This is a genomic window from Candidatus Methylomirabilis limnetica (assembly GCF_003044035.1).
In the GTDB taxonomy this organism is placed as follows: Bacteria; Methylomirabilota; Methylomirabilia; order Methylomirabilales; family Methylomirabilaceae; genus Methylomirabilis; species Methylomirabilis limnetica.
This window is the reverse complement of the sequence record NZ_NVQC01000008.1, coordinates 84,781-107,889: the sequence shown is the minus strand read 5'-3', so window position 1 is coordinate 107,889 and position 23,109 is coordinate 84,781. Positions and strand designations below refer to the sequence as shown.

At 58.1% G+C, this 23,109-nt stretch carries 21 protein-coding genes and 1 pseudogene; 8 read left to right on the top strand and 14 right to left on the bottom strand.

Annotated elements, in window-relative coordinates:
* Positions 1-249: pseudogene (locus CLG94_RS13470) on the top strand (hypothetical protein); the annotation flags it as partial.
* Between the two features lie 631 nt (positions 250-880).
* Here CLG94_RS13470 and CLG94_RS01070 read toward each other — a convergent pair.
* The 4 genes from CLG94_RS01070 to CLG94_RS01055 all read right to left on the bottom strand — a co-directional run bounded on the left by CLG94_RS01070 (position 881) and on the right by CLG94_RS01055 (position 3,549).
* Positions 881-1,291 (bottom strand): DUF420 domain-containing protein, encoded by a 411-nt coding sequence (locus tag CLG94_RS01070; RefSeq protein ID WP_239993054.1) that lies wholly within the window; start codon positions 1,289-1,291, stop codon positions 881-883.
* Between the two features lie 178 nt (positions 1,292-1,469).
* Positions 1,470-1,694: a DUF559 domain-containing protein gene (locus CLG94_RS01065; RefSeq protein WP_107561055.1), complete on the bottom strand. Its 225-nt coding sequence runs from the start codon at positions 1,692-1,694 to the stop codon at positions 1,470-1,472.
* 59 nt (positions 1,695-1,753) lie between these two features.
* Positions 1,754-2,659 carry a heme o synthase gene (gene cyoE / locus CLG94_RS01060; protein WP_107561054.1) on the bottom strand — a complete coding sequence of 302 codons (906 nt, stop codon included), beginning with the start codon at positions 2,657-2,659 and terminating at the stop codon, positions 1,754-1,756.
* Entirely contained in the window at positions 2,656-3,549 is an 894-nt protein-coding gene (locus tag CLG94_RS01055) for a COX15/CtaA family protein (RefSeq protein WP_161953954.1), read from the bottom strand. The genes cyoE and CLG94_RS01055 overlap by 4 nt, the downstream gene beginning before the upstream one ends.
* Positions 3,550-3,880: 331 nt before the next feature.
* On the opposite strand from CLG94_RS01055, the gene CLG94_RS01050 reads away from it, so the two are divergent.
* Positions 3,881-4,900 carry a cytochrome-c peroxidase gene (locus CLG94_RS01050; RefSeq protein WP_239993052.1) on the top strand — a complete coding sequence of 340 codons (1,020 nt, stop codon included), beginning with the start codon at positions 3,881-3,883 and terminating at the stop codon, positions 4,898-4,900.
* Positions 4,901-4,993: 93 nt separating this feature from the next.
* Here CLG94_RS01050 and ppdK read toward each other — a convergent pair whose 3' ends face one another.
* The 9 genes from ppdK to CLG94_RS01005 all read right to left on the bottom strand — a co-directional run bounded on the left by ppdK (position 4,994) and on the right by CLG94_RS01005 (position 17,054).
* Positions 4,994-7,657: a pyruvate, phosphate dikinase gene (gene ppdK / locus CLG94_RS01045; RefSeq protein ID WP_107561052.1), complete on the bottom strand. Its 2,664-nt coding sequence runs from the start codon at positions 7,655-7,657 to the stop codon at positions 4,994-4,996.
* Positions 7,658-7,724: 67 nt separating this feature from the next.
* The gene (locus tag CLG94_RS01040) at positions 7,725-8,447 is read right to left on the bottom strand and encodes a carboxypeptidase regulatory-like domain-containing protein (protein WP_161953953.1); all 723 of its coding nucleotides are present in this window, start codon (positions 8,445-8,447) and stop codon (positions 7,725-7,727) included.
* Positions 8,448-8,551: 104 nt separating this feature from the next.
* Positions 8,552-11,272 (bottom strand): c-type cytochrome, encoded by a 2,721-nt coding sequence (locus CLG94_RS01035; RefSeq protein ID WP_107561050.1) that lies wholly within the window; start codon positions 11,270-11,272, stop codon positions 8,552-8,554.
* Between the two features lie 32 nt (positions 11,273-11,304).
* The gene (locus CLG94_RS01030; RefSeq protein WP_107561049.1) at positions 11,305-12,114 is read right to left on the bottom strand and encodes a cytochrome b family protein; all 810 of its coding nucleotides are present in this window, start codon (positions 12,112-12,114) and stop codon (positions 11,305-11,307) included.
* Between the two features lie 31 nt (positions 12,115-12,145).
* Positions 12,146-12,916 carry a cytochrome b N-terminal domain-containing protein gene (locus CLG94_RS01025; RefSeq protein ID WP_107561048.1) on the bottom strand — a complete coding sequence of 257 codons (771 nt, stop codon included), beginning with the start codon at positions 12,914-12,916 and terminating at the stop codon, positions 12,146-12,148.
* Positions 12,917-12,938: 22 nt separating this feature from the next.
* Entirely contained in the window at positions 12,939-13,499 is a 561-nt protein-coding gene (locus tag CLG94_RS01020; RefSeq protein WP_239993051.1) for a QcrA and Rieske domain-containing protein, read from the bottom strand.
* A gap of 493 nt (positions 13,500-13,992) precedes the next feature.
* Entirely contained in the window at positions 13,993-14,733 is a 741-nt protein-coding gene (locus tag CLG94_RS01015) for a c-type cytochrome (protein WP_107561047.1), read from the bottom strand.
* A 23-nt stretch (positions 14,734-14,756) separates the two neighbouring features.
* On the bottom strand, positions 14,757-15,866 hold the full coding sequence (locus CLG94_RS01010) for a metallophosphoesterase family protein (RefSeq protein ID WP_107561046.1): 1,110 nt from the start codon (positions 15,864-15,866) through the stop codon (positions 14,757-14,759).
* Positions 15,867-15,884: 18 nt separating this feature from the next.
* Positions 15,885-17,054 carry a cytochrome-c peroxidase gene (locus CLG94_RS01005; RefSeq protein ID WP_107561045.1) on the bottom strand — a complete coding sequence of 390 codons (1,170 nt, stop codon included), beginning with the start codon at positions 17,052-17,054 and terminating at the stop codon, positions 15,885-15,887.
* Between the two features lie 622 nt (positions 17,055-17,676).
* Here CLG94_RS01005 and CLG94_RS01000 point away from each other — a divergent pair.
* The 6 genes from CLG94_RS01000 (at position 17,677) to CLG94_RS00980 (ending at position 21,792) form a co-directional block, all read left to right on the top strand.
* Entirely contained in the window at positions 17,677-19,056 is a 1,380-nt protein-coding gene (locus CLG94_RS01000; RefSeq protein WP_107561044.1) for an ammonium transporter, read from the top strand.
* Positions 19,057-19,157: 101 nt separating this feature from the next.
* Complete coding sequence (locus CLG94_RS00995; protein ID WP_133174590.1) at positions 19,158-19,469, top strand: hypothetical protein; 312 nt, start codon at positions 19,158-19,160, stop codon at positions 19,467-19,469.
* A 155-nt stretch (positions 19,470-19,624) separates the two neighbouring features.
* Complete coding sequence (locus CLG94_RS00990) at positions 19,625-20,872, top strand: ATP-binding protein (protein ID WP_107561042.1); 1,248 nt, start codon at positions 19,625-19,627, stop codon at positions 20,870-20,872.
* 34 nt (positions 20,873-20,906) lie between these two features.
* Positions 20,907-21,065 carry a hypothetical protein gene (locus CLG94_RS13185; protein ID WP_161953952.1) on the top strand — a complete coding sequence of 53 codons (159 nt, stop codon included), beginning with the start codon at positions 20,907-20,909 and terminating at the stop codon, positions 21,063-21,065.
* Positions 21,062-21,589: an ATPase gene (locus CLG94_RS00985; RefSeq protein ID WP_107561041.1), complete on the top strand. Its 528-nt coding sequence runs from the start codon at positions 21,062-21,064 to the stop codon at positions 21,587-21,589. Before CLG94_RS13185 ends, CLG94_RS00985 begins: the two co-directional genes overlap by 4 nt.
* Complete coding sequence (locus tag CLG94_RS00980; RefSeq protein WP_107561040.1) at positions 21,586-21,792, top strand: hypothetical protein; 207 nt, start codon at positions 21,586-21,588, stop codon at positions 21,790-21,792. Before CLG94_RS00985 ends, CLG94_RS00980 begins: the two co-directional genes overlap by 4 nt.
* 418 nt (positions 21,793-22,210) lie before the next feature.
* On the opposite strand, the gene CLG94_RS00975 is transcribed toward CLG94_RS00980, so the two are convergent.
* Positions 22,211-23,095 carry a DUF2249 domain-containing protein gene (locus CLG94_RS00975; RefSeq protein WP_107561039.1) on the bottom strand — a complete coding sequence of 295 codons (885 nt, stop codon included), beginning with the start codon at positions 23,093-23,095 and terminating at the stop codon, positions 22,211-22,213.
* Between the last annotated feature and the right edge of the window lie 14 nt (positions 23,096-23,109).

The following is a 23,109-nucleotide window of genomic DNA, read 5'->3' as shown; positions in this document are numbered from 1 at the left end:
AACCCCGACGAGCTTTCAGAAACTGAGATCGAGGCCTTGTGGGCCGAGGAAGCAGAGCACCGTTTGGATGAATTGGAACAGGGATTGGTGACCGAGAGCCGGGCCGAGGACGTGCTTCGCCGAGCGCGGGCCGCTCAACGCAACGTTAGGGGTATCAACACAATGCGATTGCTGACCCGGTTGGGGGCACGTATTAAAAATAGGGACAGACACTATTATCGTAACAATTCGTGGTGTTCGCGGTTATGATCGTGCCTGCCACGGATTACCCTAATCGTTGCACCCAGCCACCCGTATCCTGTGAGGCAACGAGGGAATGATCGTCAGGCGATCTTTCGGAACGACAGCGATTCGAAGGCACACGATGACAGAGCAGCTACTGGAAGAGACGGGTTCATCTGGGAGGTGCTTGAGGCCAGCGAGCCTGTTGCGGAGGTAGTCCTTCAGCTTCAGCTTCATCGGGACAGGGTCATTCGTAGGATCAAGGCTCGGATGCTCTCAGCGCCCGCCGATCCATCTTTCCTGCCCAACCATCGCCAGTCCCTGCTTTTCGATGTCAAATACCCATTGACAAGCAAAAATGCCTTCCTATCCTTTCAGCCATCGAAAGCAATGCCTTATCATCACCATAAAGACGCCGAAGCAATAGCCGGCTCCCCTCACCTTGTAAGTGTAGATTACACCCCCGTAATATGCACTTCTTAGCCCTCTCCTCAAGAAGCTGCCCTCTCCTGACATCCCGATAGCACAACCTACCTACCGGTGGGGCGGCTCTCGCCATGGCCACCTCTGAAGCCTCCAACCCTCGGCTGTCAACTCAAGACCAAAAGCTGATTCGTGTCTTCCTGTTCGCTGAGTGCTGCTCGCTGAATGCTAATCGCTAGGCTGGCGGGTAGAGGTGATATAGCATGCAGTAGATAATAACGCCGGTGACCGAGACATACAGCCACAGCGGAAGGGTCCACCGGGCAATCCTCACGTGTCGGTCAAAGCGCCCTCTCAGTGCGCGATAGACCGTGATGAGGGCTAATGGGGGAATCGCCGCGGCCAGAACCGTATGAGAGATCAGGATCGTAAAATACAGCGCTCGAATGCCTCCGTGCCCTGCAAAAGGAATCGATCCCACCTGATAGTGATACGTCAGATAGGACATCAGAAAGAGGGTCGAGGTCCCAAGGGCCGCCCCCATACAGAGCTTGTGCGCGGTGATCTTTCGCTGTCGGATCAACAGGTAGCCGAGGCTCAGCAAAAGCGCGCTGGTCCCATTGAGTGCGGCATTGATGGTAGGCAAGGCGGTAACGGAAAGGATGAGTAGACCTCCTGAGGGATGCCTTTCTAGATAGATTCAAGGCCATCGTTAGGATGGCTCCTGGCACGAAAGCATGGCTACGCTTCGATCCTCCACCCCCCATCCTATCCTTCCCCCTCATGGGGGGAAGTGACACCTTTTGTGGATTCCTCCCCTCCCCTTATGGATCTCCTCCCCCCTTGAGGGGGAGGATTAAGGTGGGGGGGGTGATCCCAGAACTGAACCACTCGGTACCCGACGCTCTCAAGCCAAGCGGTCCGATAGGATGCTGTCGGTGGAACTTGCGTCCTTCGATCCGGCGCAACCGCAACTGCCGCCACAGGGCGCTTTCGGTATCCGTTGGACGCTTCCTCGGCGTCCTGGCTTTCCTGCCCACCCCCCCCATCCTCACCTTCCCCCTCGTGGGGGGGAAGGGATCTGCCTACACTTTACTGCCGAGAGACATTAGAATGGCACCCTGTCTAGCACCATCAGTAACAGCAGCGCCGGTAGGTACACAAGCGACGCGAACACCAGACGCCTCACGTCTGTTGTCGATCGCCAGAGGATAAAGGCACACCCGCACCCAAGCAGGCCAATACCCAGCGTAAGCGCACCCGCGAAATAGACTGGGCCGGCAAACCCGATGAGGGTCGGCAGCAGGCTGACGACAAGTAAGACCAGGGAGTCGCAGACAATCTGACATCCCGTAAGTTTATCGTCCGGATCGATCACTGGGAGGAGGTGAATCCCTGCCCGCTTATAATCGTCCTTGTACAGCATGGCGATTGCCAGCGTATGGGGAAGCTGCCAGAGAAACATGATGGCGAACAATACCCACGCCTCGATTCCGAGTCTTCCCGTGGCTGCTGCCCAGCCGATAACCGGCGGCAATGCCCCCGGCACCGCTCCCACAACCGTGCAGAAAGCGGTCCTGCGCTTGAGCGGCGTGTAAAGAAACAGATAACTTCCCACGATAACCGCCGCCACCACACCACTCAGGGCGTTGACCGAGACAGCCAGGTACAGCAGGCCCGTAACTAAGATCAACAATCCGAACAGGAGCGCCTCTGTGGGCTGTAGTCGTCCTGCCGGTAATGGCCGGAGCCGTGTACGCACCATCCGTGCGTCTATGTCCCGCTCGAGGAACTGATTCAGCGCAAGGGTTCCACCCGCCGCAAGCGCCGTACCGGTGAGCACCTGCAGCAGTACCGCGTAGTCCGGCGTGCCGCTCACGCCGAGATAAAAGCCTGCGAATGTGGTCAGCAGCACCATCATCACGATGCGCGGCTTCATCAGTAGCACGAAATCTGCCGCTCGCCTACATGGACGCGTGAACTCGGCGCCTAATGTTTCAGACGTGGATATCATGCGCGTACCCGCTCGGCGAGCAATCCCTGGCTGGGGGCGGCCTGCCGTAACGCCGGCAACCGATAGGCTCGCAGCGTGAGCACGATACAGACTGCCAGCATCAGCGCACCTGTAATTCTATGAGTGGTTGGAAGCGCCAACTGAGCAAATGCCGCGTAGGGAATTTCGACGGACGTGAAGCGATTGACATACGACCCAAGACCCAACAGAAGCTGCAGCACCAACAGGCCGATGAGTAGAGTGACGGGTTGCGCGAGCTTCATCTGATCCGAATGAGGTGTAAAGATACGTATCGCCAGGCGCCAGACAAGGAAAGTCACAAGCGCGGCACAGACCAGATGGGCTAGGATCCAGTCACCGATATGTGTCAGCATGCCTCCAAAGAATATCTGGATGTACACACAACCGGTTGTCAGGAGGCAGAGACGCTTGATCGCTCCGGTATCAGCAACGACGACCTGCCGGGGCCTGTGTGTCCACTCGGCAGAGGTCAACACCACCAAGCTCGCCGTAAGGGCGAAGAATGCTTGGGCAAACAGGCCATGGGTGAGTGCGAGTTCATTGCCGACCGATATCAGGATCACTCGAAGGCCGCCAAGCACCCCCTGAATGATCACCGCGCCTACGGCAGTAACGCCCAACCATCGAGCCGTTCGCGATGACTCCTTCACCCAGAGCAGAGTGGCCAATACAATGGTGAGCAGACCCACGATAGAACCGATCAGCCGATGACTGTGTTCGTAGAAGATGCCCCCCACCATTTGCGACCATGGGTAGAGGAACATGTTGTACCCGAACGTGGTCGGCCAATCCGGCACCGCCAGCCCCGCCCCAGTATTCGTGACCAGGCCGCCGACGAAGATCAACAACAAGGTTGATGCCGCAGTCACTAATGCGAATCGATGAGGCCACGGGCTGTGGACCCGTGCGCGCGTATGGGTTATTGATCTTTTGCTATGATCTGACATAGACTATGTCTTCTAGCTGAGCCACGAAGCGAAGTCAACCACAAACAATGTCTCTCTCGATCCTTTCACGACTGCAGCCCACCCAACCCATCGTGCATAAAATAATTGCGGCCTCGGTAATTGTTTCGCGTCTTCAGATGTGCTATATAGAGCGCCGTGACGATTAAACTGGCCTGCTGCTAAAGAGATAGAGGTGGCGGTACCTCAATTACCGCGGTAAGACGGTGGTCCGCAGAGGACCGGGAGGAGCACGGTGAAACAGGGGGTATGGATTCTCAGCGCATTGGTCATGGTTTTGAGCCTTCCCGTCAGGCAGAGCGAGGCTGATGGGCCGTACAAACTGAAGATGCCACTCGGGCTGCAAGAGGAGGCCGGATTTATTCCCCCGGACAATCCGTTGACTGCCGAGAAGATCGACCTGGGCAAACAGCTCTATTTTGACAAGCGGCTCTCAGCGGACGGCACCGTTGCCTGCGTCACCTGTCACGCGCCAGAGAAAGGGTTCTCTGACGACCGCCCCACCTCCACAGGGATCAAAGGCCAAGTCGGCGGGCGCAGTGCCCCCGTAACGATCAATCGCCTCTTCAGCCAGGAGCAGTTCTGGGACGGTCGCTCCCCCTCGCTGGAGGACCAGGCTCTGGGCCCGGTCCAGAACCCCATCGAAATGGGCCATACCCTGGAAGGGATGATCGTGGCCGTGGATAAGGTGCAGGGATACCGGGCGCAGTTCCAGAAGGTCTTCGGCACCAAGGTAACGAAAGAGGGGGTCGGCCAGGCCATCGCTTCCTTCGAGCGAAGCCTGCTCTGCGGCAACTCCGCCTTTGACAGGTTCGCCGCCGGGGACCAAAAGGCCATCACTGTGAGCGCTAAGGCTGGTCTCGTCCTTTTTCGAGAAAAGGCGCACTGTGAGACCTGTCACACCGGCTTCAATTTCACCGATGAAGGATACCATAATATCGGCGTAGGCATGGATAAGCCGAAACCCGATCTTGGGCGGTTTAGCGTCACCAAGAAAGAGTCAGACAAAGGGGCTTTTAAGACACCGACCCTCCGTAACATTACTGCCAGTGGGCCCTACTTGCACGATGGGACTTCTAAAAGCCTCGCAGAGGTGATCGAGTTCTACAATAAGGGAGGAATCAAGAATCCCCAGCTCTCGAAAGAGATCAAACCGCTAAACCTTACGGCCAAAGAAAAGACCGATTTGGTGGCATTCCTGAAGTCGCTGAGCTGCCCTGATCTGCAAGTAGCCACCCCTGCATTGCCAAAGTGATAGCAGTTTAGACTGAAGGCTGAAGGCTTTTAGGTGAATCCCTTACCCCTTAATACCTTCAGCCTTCAGTCTATCTACCTGCTTCTCCCTGGTCTACTTCTCCCCCATCTCTTTGATCTTGACCTGTTTCTTCAGGACGGCATGGGCCGCCGCCAGCTTGGCGATGGGGACCCGATAGGGGGAGCAACTGACGTAATCCAGACCCAGTCGATGACAGAGATCAACGGACATGGGCTCGCCTCCGTGCTCGCCACAGAGGCCGATCTCCAGTTTTGGCTTGGCCTTTCGCCCCTTCTCGATCGCTATTCGCATGAGCTCTCCAACCCCTTCTTCGTCGAGCACGGCGAAGGGATCCGCCTGAAGGATCCCTTCATCCAAATACTGAGGGAGGAAGCGGCCGGAGTCATCACGGGAAAACCCGAAAGCGGTCTGGGTCAGGTCGTTTGTCCCGAAGGAGAAGAAGTCGGCTATCGCTCCGATCTGATCAGCCACAATACAGGCCCTGGGTAGCTCGATCATCGTTCCAATCAGGTAGCGGACCTTTACGCCGTACGCTTTCATCACCTCGGTGGCTACCCGCTTCACGATATCCCGCTGGATCTGGAACTCCTTCACATGGCCAACGAGAGGGATCATGATCTCCGGGAAGGGGCGTTTCCCTTTCTTTTTAAGTTCACAGGCCGCTTCGAAGATCGCCCGGGCCTGCATCTCTGTGATCTCCGGGTAGCTGATCCCCAGACGACAGCCACGGTGCCCGAGCATCGGGTTGAATTCCTGCAGGGAGTTGACCTTGTCTTTGAGGGTCTTCTCCGACACCCCCATGCCTTCCGCCACCTTTCGAATCTCCTCGTCCTTCCTCGGCAGGAACTCATGCAAGGGAGGATCGAGCGTCCTGATGATGACAGGCAAACCATCCATGAGTTCGAAGATCGCCTTGAAGTCCTGCTTCTGCATGGGCAGCAGCTTGGCCAGGGCGTTGCGCCGCTCATCAGCATCCTTGGCCAGAATCATCTCTCGCACGGCGACGACTCGATCCCCCTCGAAGAACATGTGTTCGGTCCGACAGAGGCCGATCCCCTCGCCCCCAAATTGTCGCGTGACCTGTGCGTCCCTTGGAGTGTCCGCGTTGGTCCTCACACCGATCTTCCGGAAGCGGTCCGCCCACGAGATCAGGGTACCGAACTCACCCGTCAGTTTTTCAGGCTGCCTCAACGCCACCTCCCCGAGGATGACATTGCCTGTACTGCCATCGATGGTAATCAGGTCTCCTCGCCGAACGGTCAGATTCGCGACCTCGAAGTACCCCTCCTCCTCGTTGACGAGGATATCGGAGCAGCCGACGACGCAGGCTTTCCCCATACCTCGCGCAACCACAGCGGCGTGACTGGTGAGACCACCCCTGGCGGTGAGGATCCCTTGGGCGGCAACCATACCCGCAATGTCCTCCGGGGAGGTCTCGGGCCTGACCAGGATCACCTTCTCGTGCCGCTCCGCTGCTTCCACCGCCTCCTCCGCCGTGAAGACGGCCTTCCCAACTGCCGCTCCCGGCGAGGCCGATAGGCCCTTCGCGATCTTCTGAACCTTGGCCTTCGGATCGATCGTAGGATGCAGAAGCTGTTCAAGTTGCCATGGCTCCACCCGCAGAACGGCAATCTTCTGGTCTATCAATCGCTCCTTGGCCATATCAACTGCGATCTTAATGGCAGCGTGGGCTGTCCTTTTGCCGATGCGGCACTGCAGCATATAGAGCTTTCCATCCTCAATGGTAAACTCAATGTCCATCATGTCCCGATAGTGATGCTCGAGGGATCGACAGATCTGCTCAAACTCCCGATACACCTGCGGCCAAGCCTTCTTCATGGCAACGATGGGACGCGGGGTCCTGATCCCCGCTACTACGTCCTCCCCCTGGGCATTGAGGAGAAATTCACCATAGAGGCGTTTCTCCCCTGTAGACGGATCGCGGGTGAAGGCCACCCCGGTCCCGGAATTATCCCCCAGGTTGCCGAAGACCATGGACTGGATATTCACGGCGGTACCCCAGTTATCCGGAACCTTATAGATCCGTCGGTACTCGATGGCCCGTTTGTTGTTCCAGGACTCGAATACGGCCGCAATCGCCATTCGAAGCTGCTCCTTCGGATCCTGGGGAAACTCCCTCCCAGCCTCGCGCCGAATGACCCCTTTAAACTGTTCGACCAGGTCCATAAGATCTTCGGCGCTGAGTGCCGTGTCGGCCGTAACCCCCTTCTGCCGCTTCTTTTCGCTGAGGAGCCCCTCAAAAGCAATCTTTTTGATGCCCAGCACCACATCCCCGAACATCTGGAGGAGTCGCCGGTAACTATCGTAAGCGAAGCGGGGGTTTTGAGAACGCTGGACGAGGCCTTGGATCGTTTTGTCGTTTAACCCCAGGTTCAACACGGTATCCATCATCCCCGGCATGGAGATCCGCGCCCCAGAGCGGACGGAGACCAGGAGCGGATCCTTCGGATCGCCGAACCGCTTTCCCATAGCCCGCTCCAGCTTGGTAATATCCGCTTCGATCTCCGCCCATAGCTGGGGAGGGAAACGCCTGCCTCGCTTCACGTACTCAATGCAGGCTTCCGTCGAGATGGTAAAGCCAGGCGGCACGGGGATCTTGAGGGTGGTCATCTCATGGAGGTTCGCCCCCTTTCCCCCGAGAAGATTCTTCTGCTCAGCCCTTCCTTCCGCCCGACCCTTTCCGAAGAAGTACACATATTTCTTTGCAGTCGCCATTTGTATTTTTTCCCCCACGTTATTGCGTTCAGCGTCGTGCGTGGAGCGGCACGCTGTACGCCGCACGCTACTTTGCCAGTTCGATAGTGAGCTTGGTCTCCTGCTTCGGCTTGACGGCGACGTCCTGCACCTTCTTACCGAGCGTCTCCTGCCAGACCTCGATCTTATAGTTTCCTGGTGGAACATTTTTAAGGGTGAACTCACCCTTATCGTTGGTAACAGCCACGTACGGATGGTCGGAGACAACGAGCCAGCCAAGCATCCAACTGTGGGCATCACAGGTCACCTTGACAATCTCCGGCTTCGCAAACTCCGTGGTCAGCACCTTCTTGAATTTCGGCTGGGCCTTATTGATCGAGGCGTTCGCCTTGCTATAAGTATGAATGTTGTGGAGAATCCCATCACTGTTCAGGATATCCAGCGTGCCACCTGCGGGAACCACGACGACATGGGGCGTATATACACACCCATTCTGATCCACTGTTGCCTTCGTGATCGCCCACTTCTCCCCCTTACTCACATCAATCAATCTCACCACAGCATTTTCAATGCCTTTTTGAGGACCGACAATGAGATCCCAGCTCAGGTGCTTATCCTTGCCGCAGACATCCTTGTCTTTGGTCACTTGGAGCTCCTTCCTTACTGGTGGGGTCCCGGCAAATTTAATCGTACCGGTGATCGTCCCGCCGTCTTTCACCTCGCCGCCCTCATAAGCCAAAGCCTGAGCGACGGTCGCAAGGAAAAATCCCGCCACTACGGTCGCTGCGATCAGTTCGCGCTTCCTGCGCATGGAGTATCGCCTCCTTTTCTCTTGTTGCGTCATTGCGTCTGTTGCGTTGTTGCGTCTGTTGCGTAGAGGAAATGGACGCTGCCGCAATAGACGCTATGGACGGGTCAGTTCTCACCCAAATGCATCAGGTATTCAGTAATGGCCTGGATCTGTAGGTCCTCCTTCCCTCCAAGGATATCGTCCGGACCGTCAGGATAGTAGCTGGGCATCTTGGTTCCCGGCTGGATCTTCTGCGGGTCCTTCATCCACTTACCGATCCAGATCGGCCGTAAGCGGCGCTTGGCCAGGCCGAGATCCGGCGCCCAGCCCTCAGGCGGGCCCTCGGGCTTCTTCTCGCCCTGCTGGTGACAGGTGAAGCAGTCAAAGTAGTCCTTCGACATCAGCAATCGTCCGGCCTTAATCATCTCTGGGGCCGGCTCCCCCACCGAGACATACTCATAGGGAACCTGCTGCTTGCCCATCACCGCGAAATACTTCGTCAGGGTGGTGGCTTCTTCGATGCTGAGACCGAATGTCGGCATCCGGGCATCGAGCCACGGCCTGAGCGGTGTAGGCCGCCCAAGGAATTGGTACAGCCATGTGGCCTGAACCTTCTCCCCCTCATGTATCATCCCCACCTCAAGAGGAGGCGGGGCCTTGGTCTCGTTGGCGTAAAAGGCGGCAATGGCGCCGCCCTGCCCTTCGATGACGTGACACCCGTTACAGTTGTAGCGCTTCACAAGGGTCCGCCCGTTCTGAATAGCCAGCTCCTCGTCAGAAAGGCTCCGCTGGAACTGCGGCTGCACACGCTCGGTGCTGAGACTCTTCAGGAAGACCCTCAGCGTCTTCGCCTCTTCGTCGCTGAAACTAAAGTTCGGCATTAATTGCTCAACCCGTTCGGTGGCGTAAATCTGGGGATCCTTCAGCTTCCAGAAGGTGTAGTCCTGCCAGGTCTGCTTCACCTGAACGGCCTCGCCGAAGAACAGCTCCAGCAATCGCTTCTGGCTGAAGTTGCTGAGATCCGGCGCAATCTTCTCCGACGTCTCAAATCCCTTCATGTCGTGGCAACCAAAACAGCCCCGTTTGCGGATCAGACGCTCACCCGCCGCGATCCGCTCGGCCTTCCTCACCTCCTGTTCCAGGCCGCCAACCATTCGCTTCTGCCCAAGCGTCATCAGGAAGGCGGTGACTGCCCGAGCCTCGTCGTCGGAGAGGCGCAGATCGGGCATCCGGGTTGTTGGCCGAAACTGCTTCGGATTCTTGACCCAGGCGAAGAGCCAGTCCGCGTTCACCTTGCCGGCTATCTTTGAGAGATCCGGCGCGAAATCCTGATTCTCCGGCAATGGAGGAGGAGCGACCAGCCAGGCTTTCACCGGTTTCGGTTCAGGCGCTGTCTTGGCGGCTCCCCCCGGTGCTTCTTTTTCGCTTTCCGACTGCGCTGCGAGAGTATGGACCGACGCCACAGCGGGCGGAGCGCCGGCAAGCGGGGCCTTCGCCTCCATGCCAGGGATCCGGTGGCAGCCGAGGCAGCCAACCGAGCTCACGATCTCCCTTCCACGCTCGACCGAAGTGGGGGCCTTAAACGCACCATGAAGCTCCGGCATAGGCTTAGAAGCACGAAGAAGATACGCCGCGATGCTCAATGCGTCATCATCAGACAGCCCAAAATGGGGCATCTTAGTCTTGGGAAGATACTCTCTTGGCTTTTTGATCCACCGAACGAGCCAGCTCGGATCAACCTTGCTGGCGATCCGTGTCAGATCCGGTCCCACTTTCTGAACCTTCTCGAACCCCGCCATCGCGTGACAGCCGAAGCAGCCGAGCTCCTCTACCATCTGTCTGCCGCGCGAATAGACTGGCGCCAGCGCAAACTCCTTCTTTTCGGCATGGCACTTTCGGCAACTCGTCTGCGCGAAGTCGCCACGCAGCAGCGGGCGCGCCCAGTGAGGGACCTCGCCGTGTGCCGCTTCAACCTCGAGGGTCGGCCCCTGCCCCTGGTGGCAAGCTGTGCAACCGAAGCGGGCGATCGGATGATTGCCAAACAGGACCTCCCGATACGGATGGGTGCGGAAGGGCTGCTTGACCTGGTCAAACCCAGGCCGATCGATCGCAAGATGGCATGTCGCACAGCGATCGACGGTCAGGATCGGTACCTTGAACTCGTTGATCGCCAGACCCTCCACGACAATCTGCTTGACCTCGAGGGGGCGGACCCCGATTGACTCCAGGCGTTTCTCGATAGTAACAGCCGGAGCGGTCAGCTCGTCAATCCTGCCACGAATAGTATCCACATCGACATGAAACCGCTTGACAATCCCCCGAGCTTCCTCTGCCCTTGCGTTCAGCATATTGACCTGCGCGGTGAGTCCACGCAACTGCTTTTCAATCTCCGCCACCTTCGCTCGGGGCTTTGTGCTGTCATTTTTGCTGTGAATGGCATGCTCCACCCAGTAGAGCGCTTCATCCAGCTCGCTCTTGATAAACTGGGCCTTTGTGTTCATCTCTGTATGCTCGGTCTCACGTTGAGCAAGGACTTGCTGCGCTTTGACGGACTCGGGTCCGGCCAACCTCGCCTGCGCCGCTTTCAGGTCCTCGCCAAGCTTGGCAATGGCAGCCTGAACTTCCGGCGCGCCAAGCTTCGATCGCTCCGTGGCGAGTTCCAGAGCGACCCGCTCACGCTCCAGCCGGTGGAACTCTTGCTGGTATGCTTTCCACGGGCGTCTGGTCTTCCCCTCGTCCCACACTGCCCATACAGTAACCAGGAGAAAGAGCATGCTCACAGTAAAGAACAAGACCCGTAAGGATCGCTGCTCTGCCAGCTTACTCGTGCGCCATCTTCTCCACATCTGCACCAGGCAACCTCAACCGAACAGTAACGTCAAATGTTGAACCATGGAGTCACCCAGACATTCTTGATGTTGAATGCCAGGCGGAGGATAATCTTGATCGGAAGGCTCATCATCGTCAGAAAGAGGAAGGCCACGATCCCGTAGCGCATAGGGCCCAACTGACGGATAGCGTCGCTCATGTCCCGCTTTAGGTAGTAAAAAACGACCGCCGTGCTGAAGTAGAGAAAGATCAGCACAAACCCGATCATCTCAACCCCGAAGATCTTGGGGTTGCCCATCCACTTGAACGGACCCCAAGCGGAAAGATCGATATTGGTGATCGCAACGACCAAGTGGGGATCCCAGGCCTCCCACGGCCAGAAGAGATTCCACCCGGGGCCCCTGAAGAAAACTCCAGTAATGATCAGCGAGACCCACAGGAATAAAAAGCCGAAGAGAAACGTCGAGATGGCGAAGGGCCGCTCTCTGAAGGTGTAATACCCGTTGCCCTTGGGGTTGATATCGACATACGGGATGACCATAAGCCCAACGATGATCAAGCTCGGCAGGACGACACCGGCAAACCAAGGATCGAAATAGACCAGCAGCTCCTGAAGCCCAAGGAAATACCATGGAGCCTTACTTGGATTGGGGGTCTGTGTGGGATTGGCTGCCTCCTCCAGAGGGGCATCGATCGTGATCGACCAAACGGTCAGAATAACCATCACAATGATCGAGGCGATGAACTCGTTGCGAACGAGGTAGGGCCAGACGTGGACTCGATCGGCCACTGCTGGTTCCCTCGTGTCGGCAGATCGTACGGCCGGTTTCGCCTCTGTATCCTGTTTTGTTTCAGCCATCGTTTCGCTCGTCGCTACTCTTCATTCATCGCTATAACGGACCCGAGACCCCCCCATCTTTCCTGATCCTCCAGAAATGTACGATCATGAGGAGGCCGGCCAGGATGGGTAACAAGATACAGTGCAGGACGTAAAATCTAAGGAGCGCAGGAGGTCCAACGAGGGTGCCACCAAGCAAGAAGGACCTGGCGTCATACCGCGAGGTAACGCCGACCACTTCGCCAAATGGACCCTCACTCCCAAGAAGTGGGGTGGCGCGGGCCATGTTGGTTCCGACCGTTACGGCCCAGATCGAAAGCTGGTCCCATGGCAGGAGGTAGCCGGTAAAACTCAGGAGCAGCGTGATGGTAAGCAGTACGACCCCCACAACCCAGTTGAATTCCCTCGGCGGTTTGTATGAGCCGGTCATAAAGACTCGAAACATGTGCAGCCAGATCGTGATCACCATGGCATGCGCCGCCCATCGATGCATGTTGCGCATGATCATGCCAAACGGGACATCGTGCTGCAGGTATTTCATGTCAGCATAGGCGTACTCAGCTACCGGGCGATAGTAGAACATCAGGATGACACCGGTCACCACCGTTACCAGGAACACCAGGAAGGTGATGCCACCCATACACCAGGTATAGCGAACTCTGAGGGCGTGGCGTCGGATCTTAGGAGGGTGCAGGTGGAGCCAGACATTCGCCATGATCTGCAGCACCCGGTTGCGTGGGGTGTCCAGATAATCGTGACGAAACATCGAGCGCCATAGCTGCGACTCAACGATCTTTTTCTTCAACTCGTTCAGGTTGGGCATCCGCGTTCTGATCCTCTCTCAGCTAGACCTTGAGCTTGAGAAAAGCCCCAGGCCTGGTCCAGTCTCCTCTCTCAAAGCGGAACTGAACGCCCTTATCGATCACAAGTTGCCCGTCGTCACCCAGAGCAATCTTAACTCGCTCCAGCGGCCGAGGGGCGGGACCCTCGAAGTTGAGCCCAGTCCTACGGAAACCGCTGCCGTGGCAGGGGCATTTGAACTTGTCCTCCGCATTCAACCAGTTTGGGGTACAACCGAGATGCGTGCAGATCGCGGAGAGCGCGTAGAATCCGTCAGGCTCGTGGACGATCCACACGCGCTCCTCCTGCTTCCACCGTTCGCTGACGGTTCCGATCGGGTACTCCTCCGGCAGGCCGGCCTTGAAGACCGCTAATGGCTCGAAGAGCACTCTGGGGAACATCAAGCGTCCGAACGCCAAGCCGCCGACACCGAGCGCCCCCGCTATCCCGCCCCACCCTGCGAGGCAAAAAAAATCCCGTCGAGACCAAAGGGTCGCGTCGCTCTCCTCCGGCGTCACGACCAAACGATCTTCCTTATCCTCTCCCGCAGTGCCGTGATCGGCCAAAACTCACCTCTGCCGTAACGATTGATTTCGCCACGCCACCAAGCTATGGCGTCATCGCGTCTTTAGCGTCGTCGCGTGGAGCGCAACCGACTCAGCGACCCAATCAACGCAACAGACACACCGACGCTCTGGACGCAATAGACGCTATCCCCGTCAACCCCATCTCTTTCAACCCCAAACATAGCATACGCAGTATAGCACTCTCTACTAAGGTGAAAAAGGCGAAAAGGGAGCAGCCTGAAAGGCTTCTTCACCCCTCATGTAAGCCCCCTACCCGCTAAGTCCTCAATCAGGCTCCGCCGCACCTCGCATGAGGGCACCCACAAGGGGCGCCCCTACCGCAGCTTGCACTATCTCTTTAGCAATCGACCCTTCTTGCCCATTGAAAAAATACACCTGTGAGAACGGGGGTCCTCACAGGTGGGGAAGTGTGAACTAACGACGTCGAGATTACTTCGCGAAAAACGAACCCTGTCGGATAACTTCCCGGGTCTTAGTGCTTTCCAGGCTCCAGGCTTTTCCCTGACCGCGCAGAGTAGATATAGGCCTCCAATGCTTTCATCTCGGGATCGTCGCCAGAGAGCTTCTTACCCTCCAACGGATTTTCGATGCACCAATTGATCTGGTCCCTGAGGAGGGCGACCGTCTTTAGCTGCGTCTGGAACTTGGGATAGGTCTCCGGATGCGTGTTCGAGGCATCCGGATGACACATGTCACAGGAAATGCCGTTGGTCCCCAGCGCCGAGCTGTGAAAGAGTTTATAGCCTTCTTCGATCATCCGTTTCTGCTCGGCGGCCCAAACGCGCTTTTCCCGCTCTGTGGGCAGCACCCCCTGGACAAGCAGGATGGGCAACTTCTGTTCGACTTCTTGCATCTCAACGAACGGCTGGCCCTCGATGGAGAGATAAACCGTCGTCTCCTGCTGGGGGAGTCTGGCAATGACCTGGTAGTCACAGTACTTCATCAGCGCCATGAGCAGCTTCGCCACCTGCCGGGCCTTCTCCTGGGGCAGCACCTCTCCTGCACGGTACCCCTCGACGATGACCGTCTTCTTCTTATCGCATGCCGTAACCGTCTTCGTCACCCATGCCTCTCCTGAAGCTGCGGCTGCTATCTGAGAGGACGAAGGGGTGGCAGCATCCGTGGCTTTGACCTGGTCGGCAGTCAAGGGACCGATAGCCACAGCCATGAACACACCTACGATGAGCACCCTGACAACGACTCGCGTTTGCATTGCTTTTCTCCTCTGCCTCAATCCTAATACGAAGGCCCTGGGGCGGCCGCTTTGCCGGATTCAAGCTGAGCAGCGGTCACATTCATCGGGTTCCGGTCCCACAGTTTATAGCTCTTATTGGCCCGTCCGGTCGAGAGAACATCCACCGTCCCCCATCCACAGGCATCGAACTGGTTGAACGGATCAGCCCGGTCCATCTGCACGGTGAGCCCTGGGAGCCCCTCGGGAGCGTATGGCCACGGCCAAGCCGTGGAGAGCACGCCGTGGAAGTGGATGTTGCCGATTCTGTTCGTCAGGACCTGGTGGGTGTGGGCGTGAATCACCGTCACAGACGTAAAGGGCGCCAGGAGCTTCTGCACCTCCTCGGCATCGTCGGTCCAAAAGTTCCAGGGCTTGTAGTACTTATACAGGGGCGAGTGGGAAAAAATCACGACGGGCGTCCCTTTGTCCACGTTGGCCAGGTTCTTCTGGAGCCAGTCCCGCTGCTCCTCACCGACTGTGAACGGCTTCCCCTTCGGGTTGTCGAGCTGAGCCATGAAGAGCATCCGCTCCATCGGCTTCATCTTGGGGGCCGTCCAGTAGTCCTCCACGATGACGCTGTTCAGGACGACGAAATGGACCCCCTTGTGGTCGAAGGCGTACCACGGGTCGCCGAACAGCTCGCGCCACTTCTCGCCCATATCCAAGTACCAGTCGTGCTCCCCGACCATCATGTGACGCTTCGGCTTCAGCTCATCGAGGATCTCTTTCCCGAGCTTCAGCTCCTCGGCCTGGCCAAGCTGGGCCAGGTCCCCCCCGAAAAGAACGAAGTCCGGCTGGGGACTCATGGCGTTAACGTCTCTGACAGCCTTCAATGCAGCCTTCGCGAACCGGTGCGTCATTCCTTTGGCAAGGAGGTGAGTGTCGGACACGTAGGCGAAGGTAAACTTCTCGGCGCCATAGGCCAGTTCCACGGGCTGAAAGGAGTGCGGCGAGTTGGAGATGATGTGGTTCCCGAATCTGATCACCAGGTCCGAGGCCGCAGCCATGGCGGCCACCTTCCCGGCGGTAGAAAAGAACTCCCGTCGGCTCATCTTTCGAAGAGATGTGAAGAACTGCTTCCGTTCCTCTGGACGTAGCGTCTGTCGCTTCATCTGTCCCTCCTCCTTGAACTATCGACCCACTATGCCATCGAGATCCTTAACGAAACGGGCCAGATCGTCGCTTGTCAGGGCCTTCAGAAACTCTACAAGATCCTTCCTCTCCTCTAAGGTCAGCCTAAGAGGTCGCATGCCGCCATCCAGATTCGGATTGGGAATTCCGCCCTTATCGTAGAAATCGATCATGGTATCCAGTGTCGGTTCACTCCCGTCGTGCATGTATGGGGCTGTGTGCGCGATCTCCCTGAGCCCGGGGGTTTTAAAAGCCCCGATGTCCTTAGGCTGTTGTGTGACGAGATACCGGCCCAATTCGGAAGCCCCTGGCTCGCGGGTCAGCCTCGCCACATCCGTTTCCACTGCCGCCCTCCTGGCCAGGACTTCAGAGTTCACCGCCTTCGTGGCCACCCCGATGTTGTGGAACTTATTGTCGGTGAAGAAGGGGTAAGCGGTGTTGAACTCATGGCAGGTGAGGCAGCGGGCCTTCCCCTGAAAAAGCTCCCATCCCCTCTGCGCAGATGGACTAATGGCACCTTTATCGCCGCCAATGAAGCGATCGAAGGGGGAGTTAAAGGTATTAAGGGTCCGCTCGAAGGATGCGATGGCTTTCGCCACATGATCGATAGTAAAGTCCTCTGTCCCAAAGACCTCCAGGAATCCCCGGCGGTACTCCGGAATCTTCCGAAGTTTGGTCACAAGGACATCATGCGATGGCATCCCCATCTCAACGGGGTTCACAAGAGGTCCTTTGGCTTGTTCTTCCAGGCTCGAAGCCCGGCCATCCCAGAACTGGGTATCAAGAAAGGCGGTGTTTAACGTCGTGGGGCTGCTCCTGGCCCCTTTTTTCTGTTCGATCCCCTCCGCAACCTTTTTCCCATCCGCGAATCCAAGCCTGGGGTCGTGGCAGCCAGCGCAGCTAATTGTGTTATCCACGGAAAGACGTTTATCAAAATAGAGCGTCTTACCCAATGCCACCTTTTCTACTGAAAGCGGGTTGTCTTCCGGAATGATTGGCTCGAGGACACCAGGTGGCAGCTTCAACGCGTAAGGTGTTGACTTTTGACCTTGAGCGAAACTGATAACCCCCCCGCTTATCGGCCAGAGGCCCACTCCAAGGAGCACGCCGCCCAAAATGATTATCCCGCTCCTGACGAATCCGGACTTCGATTGGTTGCCCGTTCCCATCTCATCCCCCTGAGCAATCTATATGGCCGTCTAAGAGTATTGAGGCATTGCTCTTATATCGAACTGTGATCGCCTTAGCGAACCGCTCCACAATGCCGCTCCAGCGGCTTTCCTACCAGGTCCTCCAGGGCGCGATGAAACACTAGGACTAGTATTGTGACGGATTCGCTCCTTGTCAATATCTAAAATCGTCGCGCCCAAGTTATAAGCAGCGCGATTTCAGCCTGCCCATTTCATAGTCAGGAGAATGGGCAGCCACTGGGTCAGGCGAGATCATCTCACAACCACGTCGAAGCCTCACGGGTGAATTAATGAACTACCTCGCGGCAAGTCGCTGGGTATCGTCTTCTGTTCTGGCCCGTCATTCCGTGCTTGACACGGAATCCAGTCGGGCCCTCTGGATACCGGCTTCTCTCCGCCGGTATGACGACCTCGCGGCAAGTCGCTGGGAATAAACCCCCAGTGGATTCGAGCCTTCCGAGCCTTCTCGCGAAAGCGAATGGCGCTGACGTATTGGCACAGAAACTGCTCACTCCGATCTTCTAGGGTTCACGACAGGAATGCCATCGTCTATATGCTTATTCGTTTCTCTCGTTCTCCCACATCGAGGTAAGGAGCAGCCATGCCAAATCGACTCAGCATGAACATCGCGATCCTGCTGGTTCTGGGGGGCGCACTGCTGCAAGCCCCAGCAATGGTCCTCGCCCAACAGGCCCCTCCTCCCGGAGCCTCTTCATCAGTACAAGCGCCTGAATCACCCCCGCCATCGGCGCCGAAGATCGACTCGGGAGATACGGCATGGATGCTCACCTCCTCGGCATTGGTCCTGCTGATGACGGCGCCTGGGCTTGCGCTGTTTTACGCCGGGCTTGTCCGTCGAAAGAATGCGCTGGGGACAATCATGCAAAGCTTCATCGCCTTAGCCCTGATCAGCATTCAATGGATACTGTTTGGGTACTCTCTGGCATTCAGCTCGGATATAGGGGGCGTTATCGGGAACCTCGCCTGGGTAGGTCTTCGAGGTGTAGGGCTGGACCCTAACCCCGACTATGGGGCTACCGTCCCTCACCAGGCATTTATGGCATATCAAATGATGTTTGCTGCGATCACCCCTGCGCTTATCACCGGTGCCTTCGCAGAACGGATGAAGTTCAGTTCGTTCTTGCTCTTTATCCTTCTCTGGTCGACGTTCATCTATGATCCACTCGCGCACTGGGTGTGGGGCGTTGGTGGATGGCTACGCAAGATGGGGGCGCTTGATTTTGCCGGCGGAACGGCCGTCCACATCAGTTCCGGTGCTTCGGCCCTGGCCGCTGCCCTCGTCGTTGGCCGACGCCGCGGCCATCCTACGCACCCGATGCCGCCACACAACCTCACCATGGCGGTCACGGGCGCAGCGCTGCTCTGGTTCGGTTGGTTCGGCTTTAACGCAGGGAGCGCTATCGCCGCCAACAAGCTGGCTGTAAGCGCCTTCGTCGTAACGCACGTCGCGGCCGCCGCAGGGACTCTGGCCTGGATGTTTACGGAGTGGAGCTCCAGGGGTAAACCAACCGTTCTGGGGGCGGCCAGCGGCGCCGTGGCCGGGCTCGTGGCCATCACCCCCGCCTCCGGCTTCGTCGGTCCGTTATCAGCCATCATCATCGGGGCCGGCGCAGGGGTCCTCTGCTACTCTGCCTGTATCCTCAAGGCGCGGCTCGGCTACGACGATTCGCTGGACGTCGTGGGCGTACACGGCGTTGGCGGGACCTGGGGAGCCCTGGCAACCGGTCTGTTCGCCTCAAAGGCGATCAATCCCGATGGCGCCAATGGGCTGTTCTTTGGTAATCCCAGCCAGTTGGGGGTGCAGGCGATCGCGGTGCTCGCAAGCATGGCGCTCGCATTCGTCGGCACGATTATCCTGCTCAAGATCGTTGATGCGCTGATGGGCCTGAGAGTCAGCGATGAGGAGGAGGGGATCGGTCTCGACCTGAGCCAGCACGATGAGACCGCGTACATTCTGTGATGGATGGGCAGCTCTGACGCGCGGCGCTTATCTGACTTGTAGGAATCGACACCGCGTTCCGCGCTCTGCAGGCAGAGATGGACGAGAGCATCCGCACGCGGATGGACGACACGCGTAGAACACTGTTCAAGCACTTCGACGAGGCCGTGCGTCAGCGCCTGCGACCGCAGCTCGACAATACGAAGGCTCAGCTCGATCGTTTCGGCCAGCGCTTCTGGTCACTGACCCGTTTCCTGCTCTACGACCGCGCCCGCTTCTACGATGCCGCACTAGCCTTCGACCTGGAGCCCCCCGCCGAGCGCGGAGATCGCGATCGGCCGCTACCACCTGATCTCCAAGTCCTCCCCCAAGGCGGCGCAGGCCGACGGCGGCGAGGAGCGCGGCCAGTTTCTCTATCGGCTATGGTCCTGTAAGGCGAGCAGGAGCCGGACTCGAAAGGCTGGAGAGCACTCCCCGGCGTTGCTAGGCCAACTTCCGACCTGGCGGCCGCTTGGCTCCTCTTCATCCTTACAATAAGACGCATATAATCCTTGCAATCAGCCGACGTTTTGAGTTACTTTTGACCGCCATGAGCACAAACCACCTTCATCCCCGTTTTGCCGTCTCGGCCCTGATCAACGCGCTGGCCGACACGCCCGTTGTCCTGATCCACGGACCGCGGCAGTGTGGCAAGACGACCCTCGCGCAAGGGATCGCCGAGTCCAGAGGCTACGCCTACTTCAGTTTCGACGACGCGGTGGCTCTCGGCGCGGCTATTGCCGATCCCGTTGGTTTCGTTGCCGACCTGCCCGATCACGCCATTCTGGACGAGGTCCAGCGGGTTCCCACCTTGTTCACCGCCATCAAGGCGGCCGTGGATCGCGGACGCCGCCCCGGTCGATTTCTGCTCACGGGGTCGGCAAACGTGCTGCTGGCTCCTAAGCTCGCCGATTCCCTGGCCGGAAGAATGGAGATTCTGCGGCTACACCCGCTGGCCCAGTGCGAACTGGCCGGTCGCCCACCGGGATTCCTCAACGCGCTGTTAGAGGGTCGCTTCAAGGCACGCAACTACGGGCGGCTGGGTAAAGAACTGGCGGCACGCATCGCGGCAGGCGGATATCCCGCAGCGCTGGCCCGCGCCATCCCGCGCCGCCGTGCCACATGGTACCGCGACTACATCGAGACGCTGGTCCAGCGCGACGTGCGCGACCTGGCGCGCATCGCCTCGCTCGATGCACTGCCACGGCTGCTGGCGCTGGCGGCAGGCCAGACGGCTCGGCTACTGAACGTGAGCGATCTCGCGGCACCCTTCCAGTTGAGCCGCCCAACCATCAAGGACTATGTCACCCTGCTGGAGCGGGTCTTTCTGCTCGAACAACTTGCGCCCTGGCACAGCAACCGGCTGAGCCGCCTCATCAAGACGCCAAAGTTGCATCTTGGGGACACCGGGGTGGCCTGCGCTCTGCTTGGCCTTGACGCCGAGTTGCTGTGGCTGGACCGTAGCACCCTTGGGCAATTGTTGGAAACGTTTGTGTACCAGGAACTGCGCCGACAGGCGAGCTGGCGCGACGACGACATCCGCTTCCACCACTTCCGCGACAAGGATGGCGTGGAGGTCGATCTGGTGCTGGAGCGTGGCGGTCGTGAGTTGGTCGGGGTGGAAGTGAAAGCCGCTGCGACGGTGATGGCCTCGGATTTTCGCGGCTTGCGCAAGCTGCGGGAGGCTGCAGGCAAGCGCTTTGCCGCCGGCGTGGTGTTGTATGACGGTGAGGCCAGCCTGGGCTTTGGTGAGGGACTCTTCGCGGTCCCCATCCGCGCTCTGTGGGAGCTGACATGAACGCGAGCAGGACCAACAACGAACGGGATCCACGATGAGCCAGAAATACGACAAGCTGAAGACCCTGCTGCAGGAGCTGTTACAGCTCGACCAGACCGACCTGGACTTCGGCCTTTATAGGCAGAATCAAAAGCTTCGCGCCGCCCGCGACCTGCTGCTGCCGCGCCTGATGAGCGGGGAGGTCGCCCTATGAGTACGGGCGGCAGGAAGATCGTCATCATCGCCGGCCCCAACGGGGCGGGCAAGACAACCTTCGCTCGCGAGTTTCTACCCAAGGAAGCTAGTTGCCCGGTGTTCGTCAACGCCGACCTGATCGCCGCCGGGCTGTCGCCATTCCAGCCGGAAACGGTGGCGTTCCGCGCCGGACGCCTGATGCTGGAAGAAATCGCGCGCCACGCTGCCGAAGGCCGCAGCTTCGCCTTCGAGACAACCCTGTCAGGCCTGACCTATGCGCGCATGATCACCGGCTGGCGGGCGGCGGGCTTTGCGGTGAAGCTGATTTTCCTGTCGTTGGCCACCCCAGAAGAGGCGATCGCACGCGTAGCAATGCGGGTGCGGCAGGGCGGGCACGATGTGCCGCCGGAGATCATTCGCCGCCGCTTTGCAGCCGGACGGCGCAATTTTCACGATATTTATCGCCACCGCGTCGATTACTGGCAGTGGTTCGACAACAGCGGCGATACCCCCATCCTGAACGACGAAGGAGGAAACCCATGAGCAAGTCGCTGGTTTCGAAGCTGCCGGATGCAGACATGCAAGCTGCGCCCGCCGCGCTGTTAAGGGCTGGACGGCGAGCGCGCGAAATCGCGAGACAAACCGGCACCGCCGTGGTCGTGATGCGTGACGGCAAGCTGGTTGAGGAGACGGCGATCGAGCCTCATCAGGTCGATGAAGTCAAGGAAGCGGGAAAGGCGGCGTGATGTTTTTTCACGGGGTGCGTTGCGGCGGCGTAATGTGATGGGCCAAATCTGAGCCAATCTGATTGTAACTTGCTTTCCACGTTTTAGATACAATGTGCCGAAGACGATCAATACGCTTCCGCCAGAAGCATCGTTATCATAAAGACTTTTTGGTCACCCGAACTGGAACCACACATACAGTAGTATAAGGACGATCATACCAATTAAAGCAACATATCCCTGCACAGTATTTCTCCTCGTGGTTAAAGTGGCTTCCTAACGGTTATTAGATGGACGGACTCGATGGAGTATACTCCAAGGTTATACCAACTCCAAACAGCGAGGAACCATCTGATTCGATAAGCATATCCTGAGCATCCCAGCCGTTTCCTTCGATATGCTCAGGACGAACGGCTGGGATGCTCCGACTATGCCTTTATTAGGCGCCCGCCTTCAACTCCGCCTGTAGTGTCATCATCTCCTCATGGACGTTCGCGCCGATCTTTTCAGTCTCGAAGCGCTCGAACGCCTTTCCCATCTCCGCCTGGTCCTCAGGGCTAAACATATTGTCCGCCATCGCATACAGGATCATGTTCTCCTTATCGATGTGAGGCCGCAGCATCTGGATGTAAGCACGCCCGTTCCGGATGATCTTCTCTGTCGCAGCCTTATCCTGCACCACGCTCGCCGAGGCCTCGGCCATCTCACGGATGTATCCGCGGCCGGCTTCGTGCTCCGACAGCATGACCGCGATAGGTCCCCCTTGCAATGGAAAGCCGCGGTCCACCATGGTCTTGAACAGCAGGTTCTCCTCCTTGCCGTGATGGCACTCGTCAGCGAAGGTTCGGATAAACCTTACCGCCTTCTCGAAATAGGCTCGATCCGGGGCGGCGCCGGACTCTAATGCGGCGAGCTTGCGCTCCACCCCATCCAAAGCCTCAAGGATCAGGGTATGTTCGTCCTTGAGGATCTGGGTCGGAGAACCGGTGTGGGCATGCTGGTGCGCGTGATGATCGTGATGTTCGTGGTGCGCGTGGAGTCCACCACAGCCCATTGTATCAGGGGGCGCCTGTCTGCCTGTGGCATCGGCAATCCGGCTGATCTCCACCTGCCACACCTCTGGACCCTTCTCCAGATAGCGCCATTCGAACTCCCCAGCCCGCTCTGCGGCGAATGTGTAGTAAAGCGGCTTGGGATCATGGTCGTTGACCAAGAGCATGGCAGTCCCGACCGCCAGCCCATCGAAGGCACGGAAGATGGTTGGGTGCTTCTGCGGGACCGGTAGGATGCGGGCATCGACGGTTGTTGCATAGCTTGCTGACATCGTGACTTCCTCCT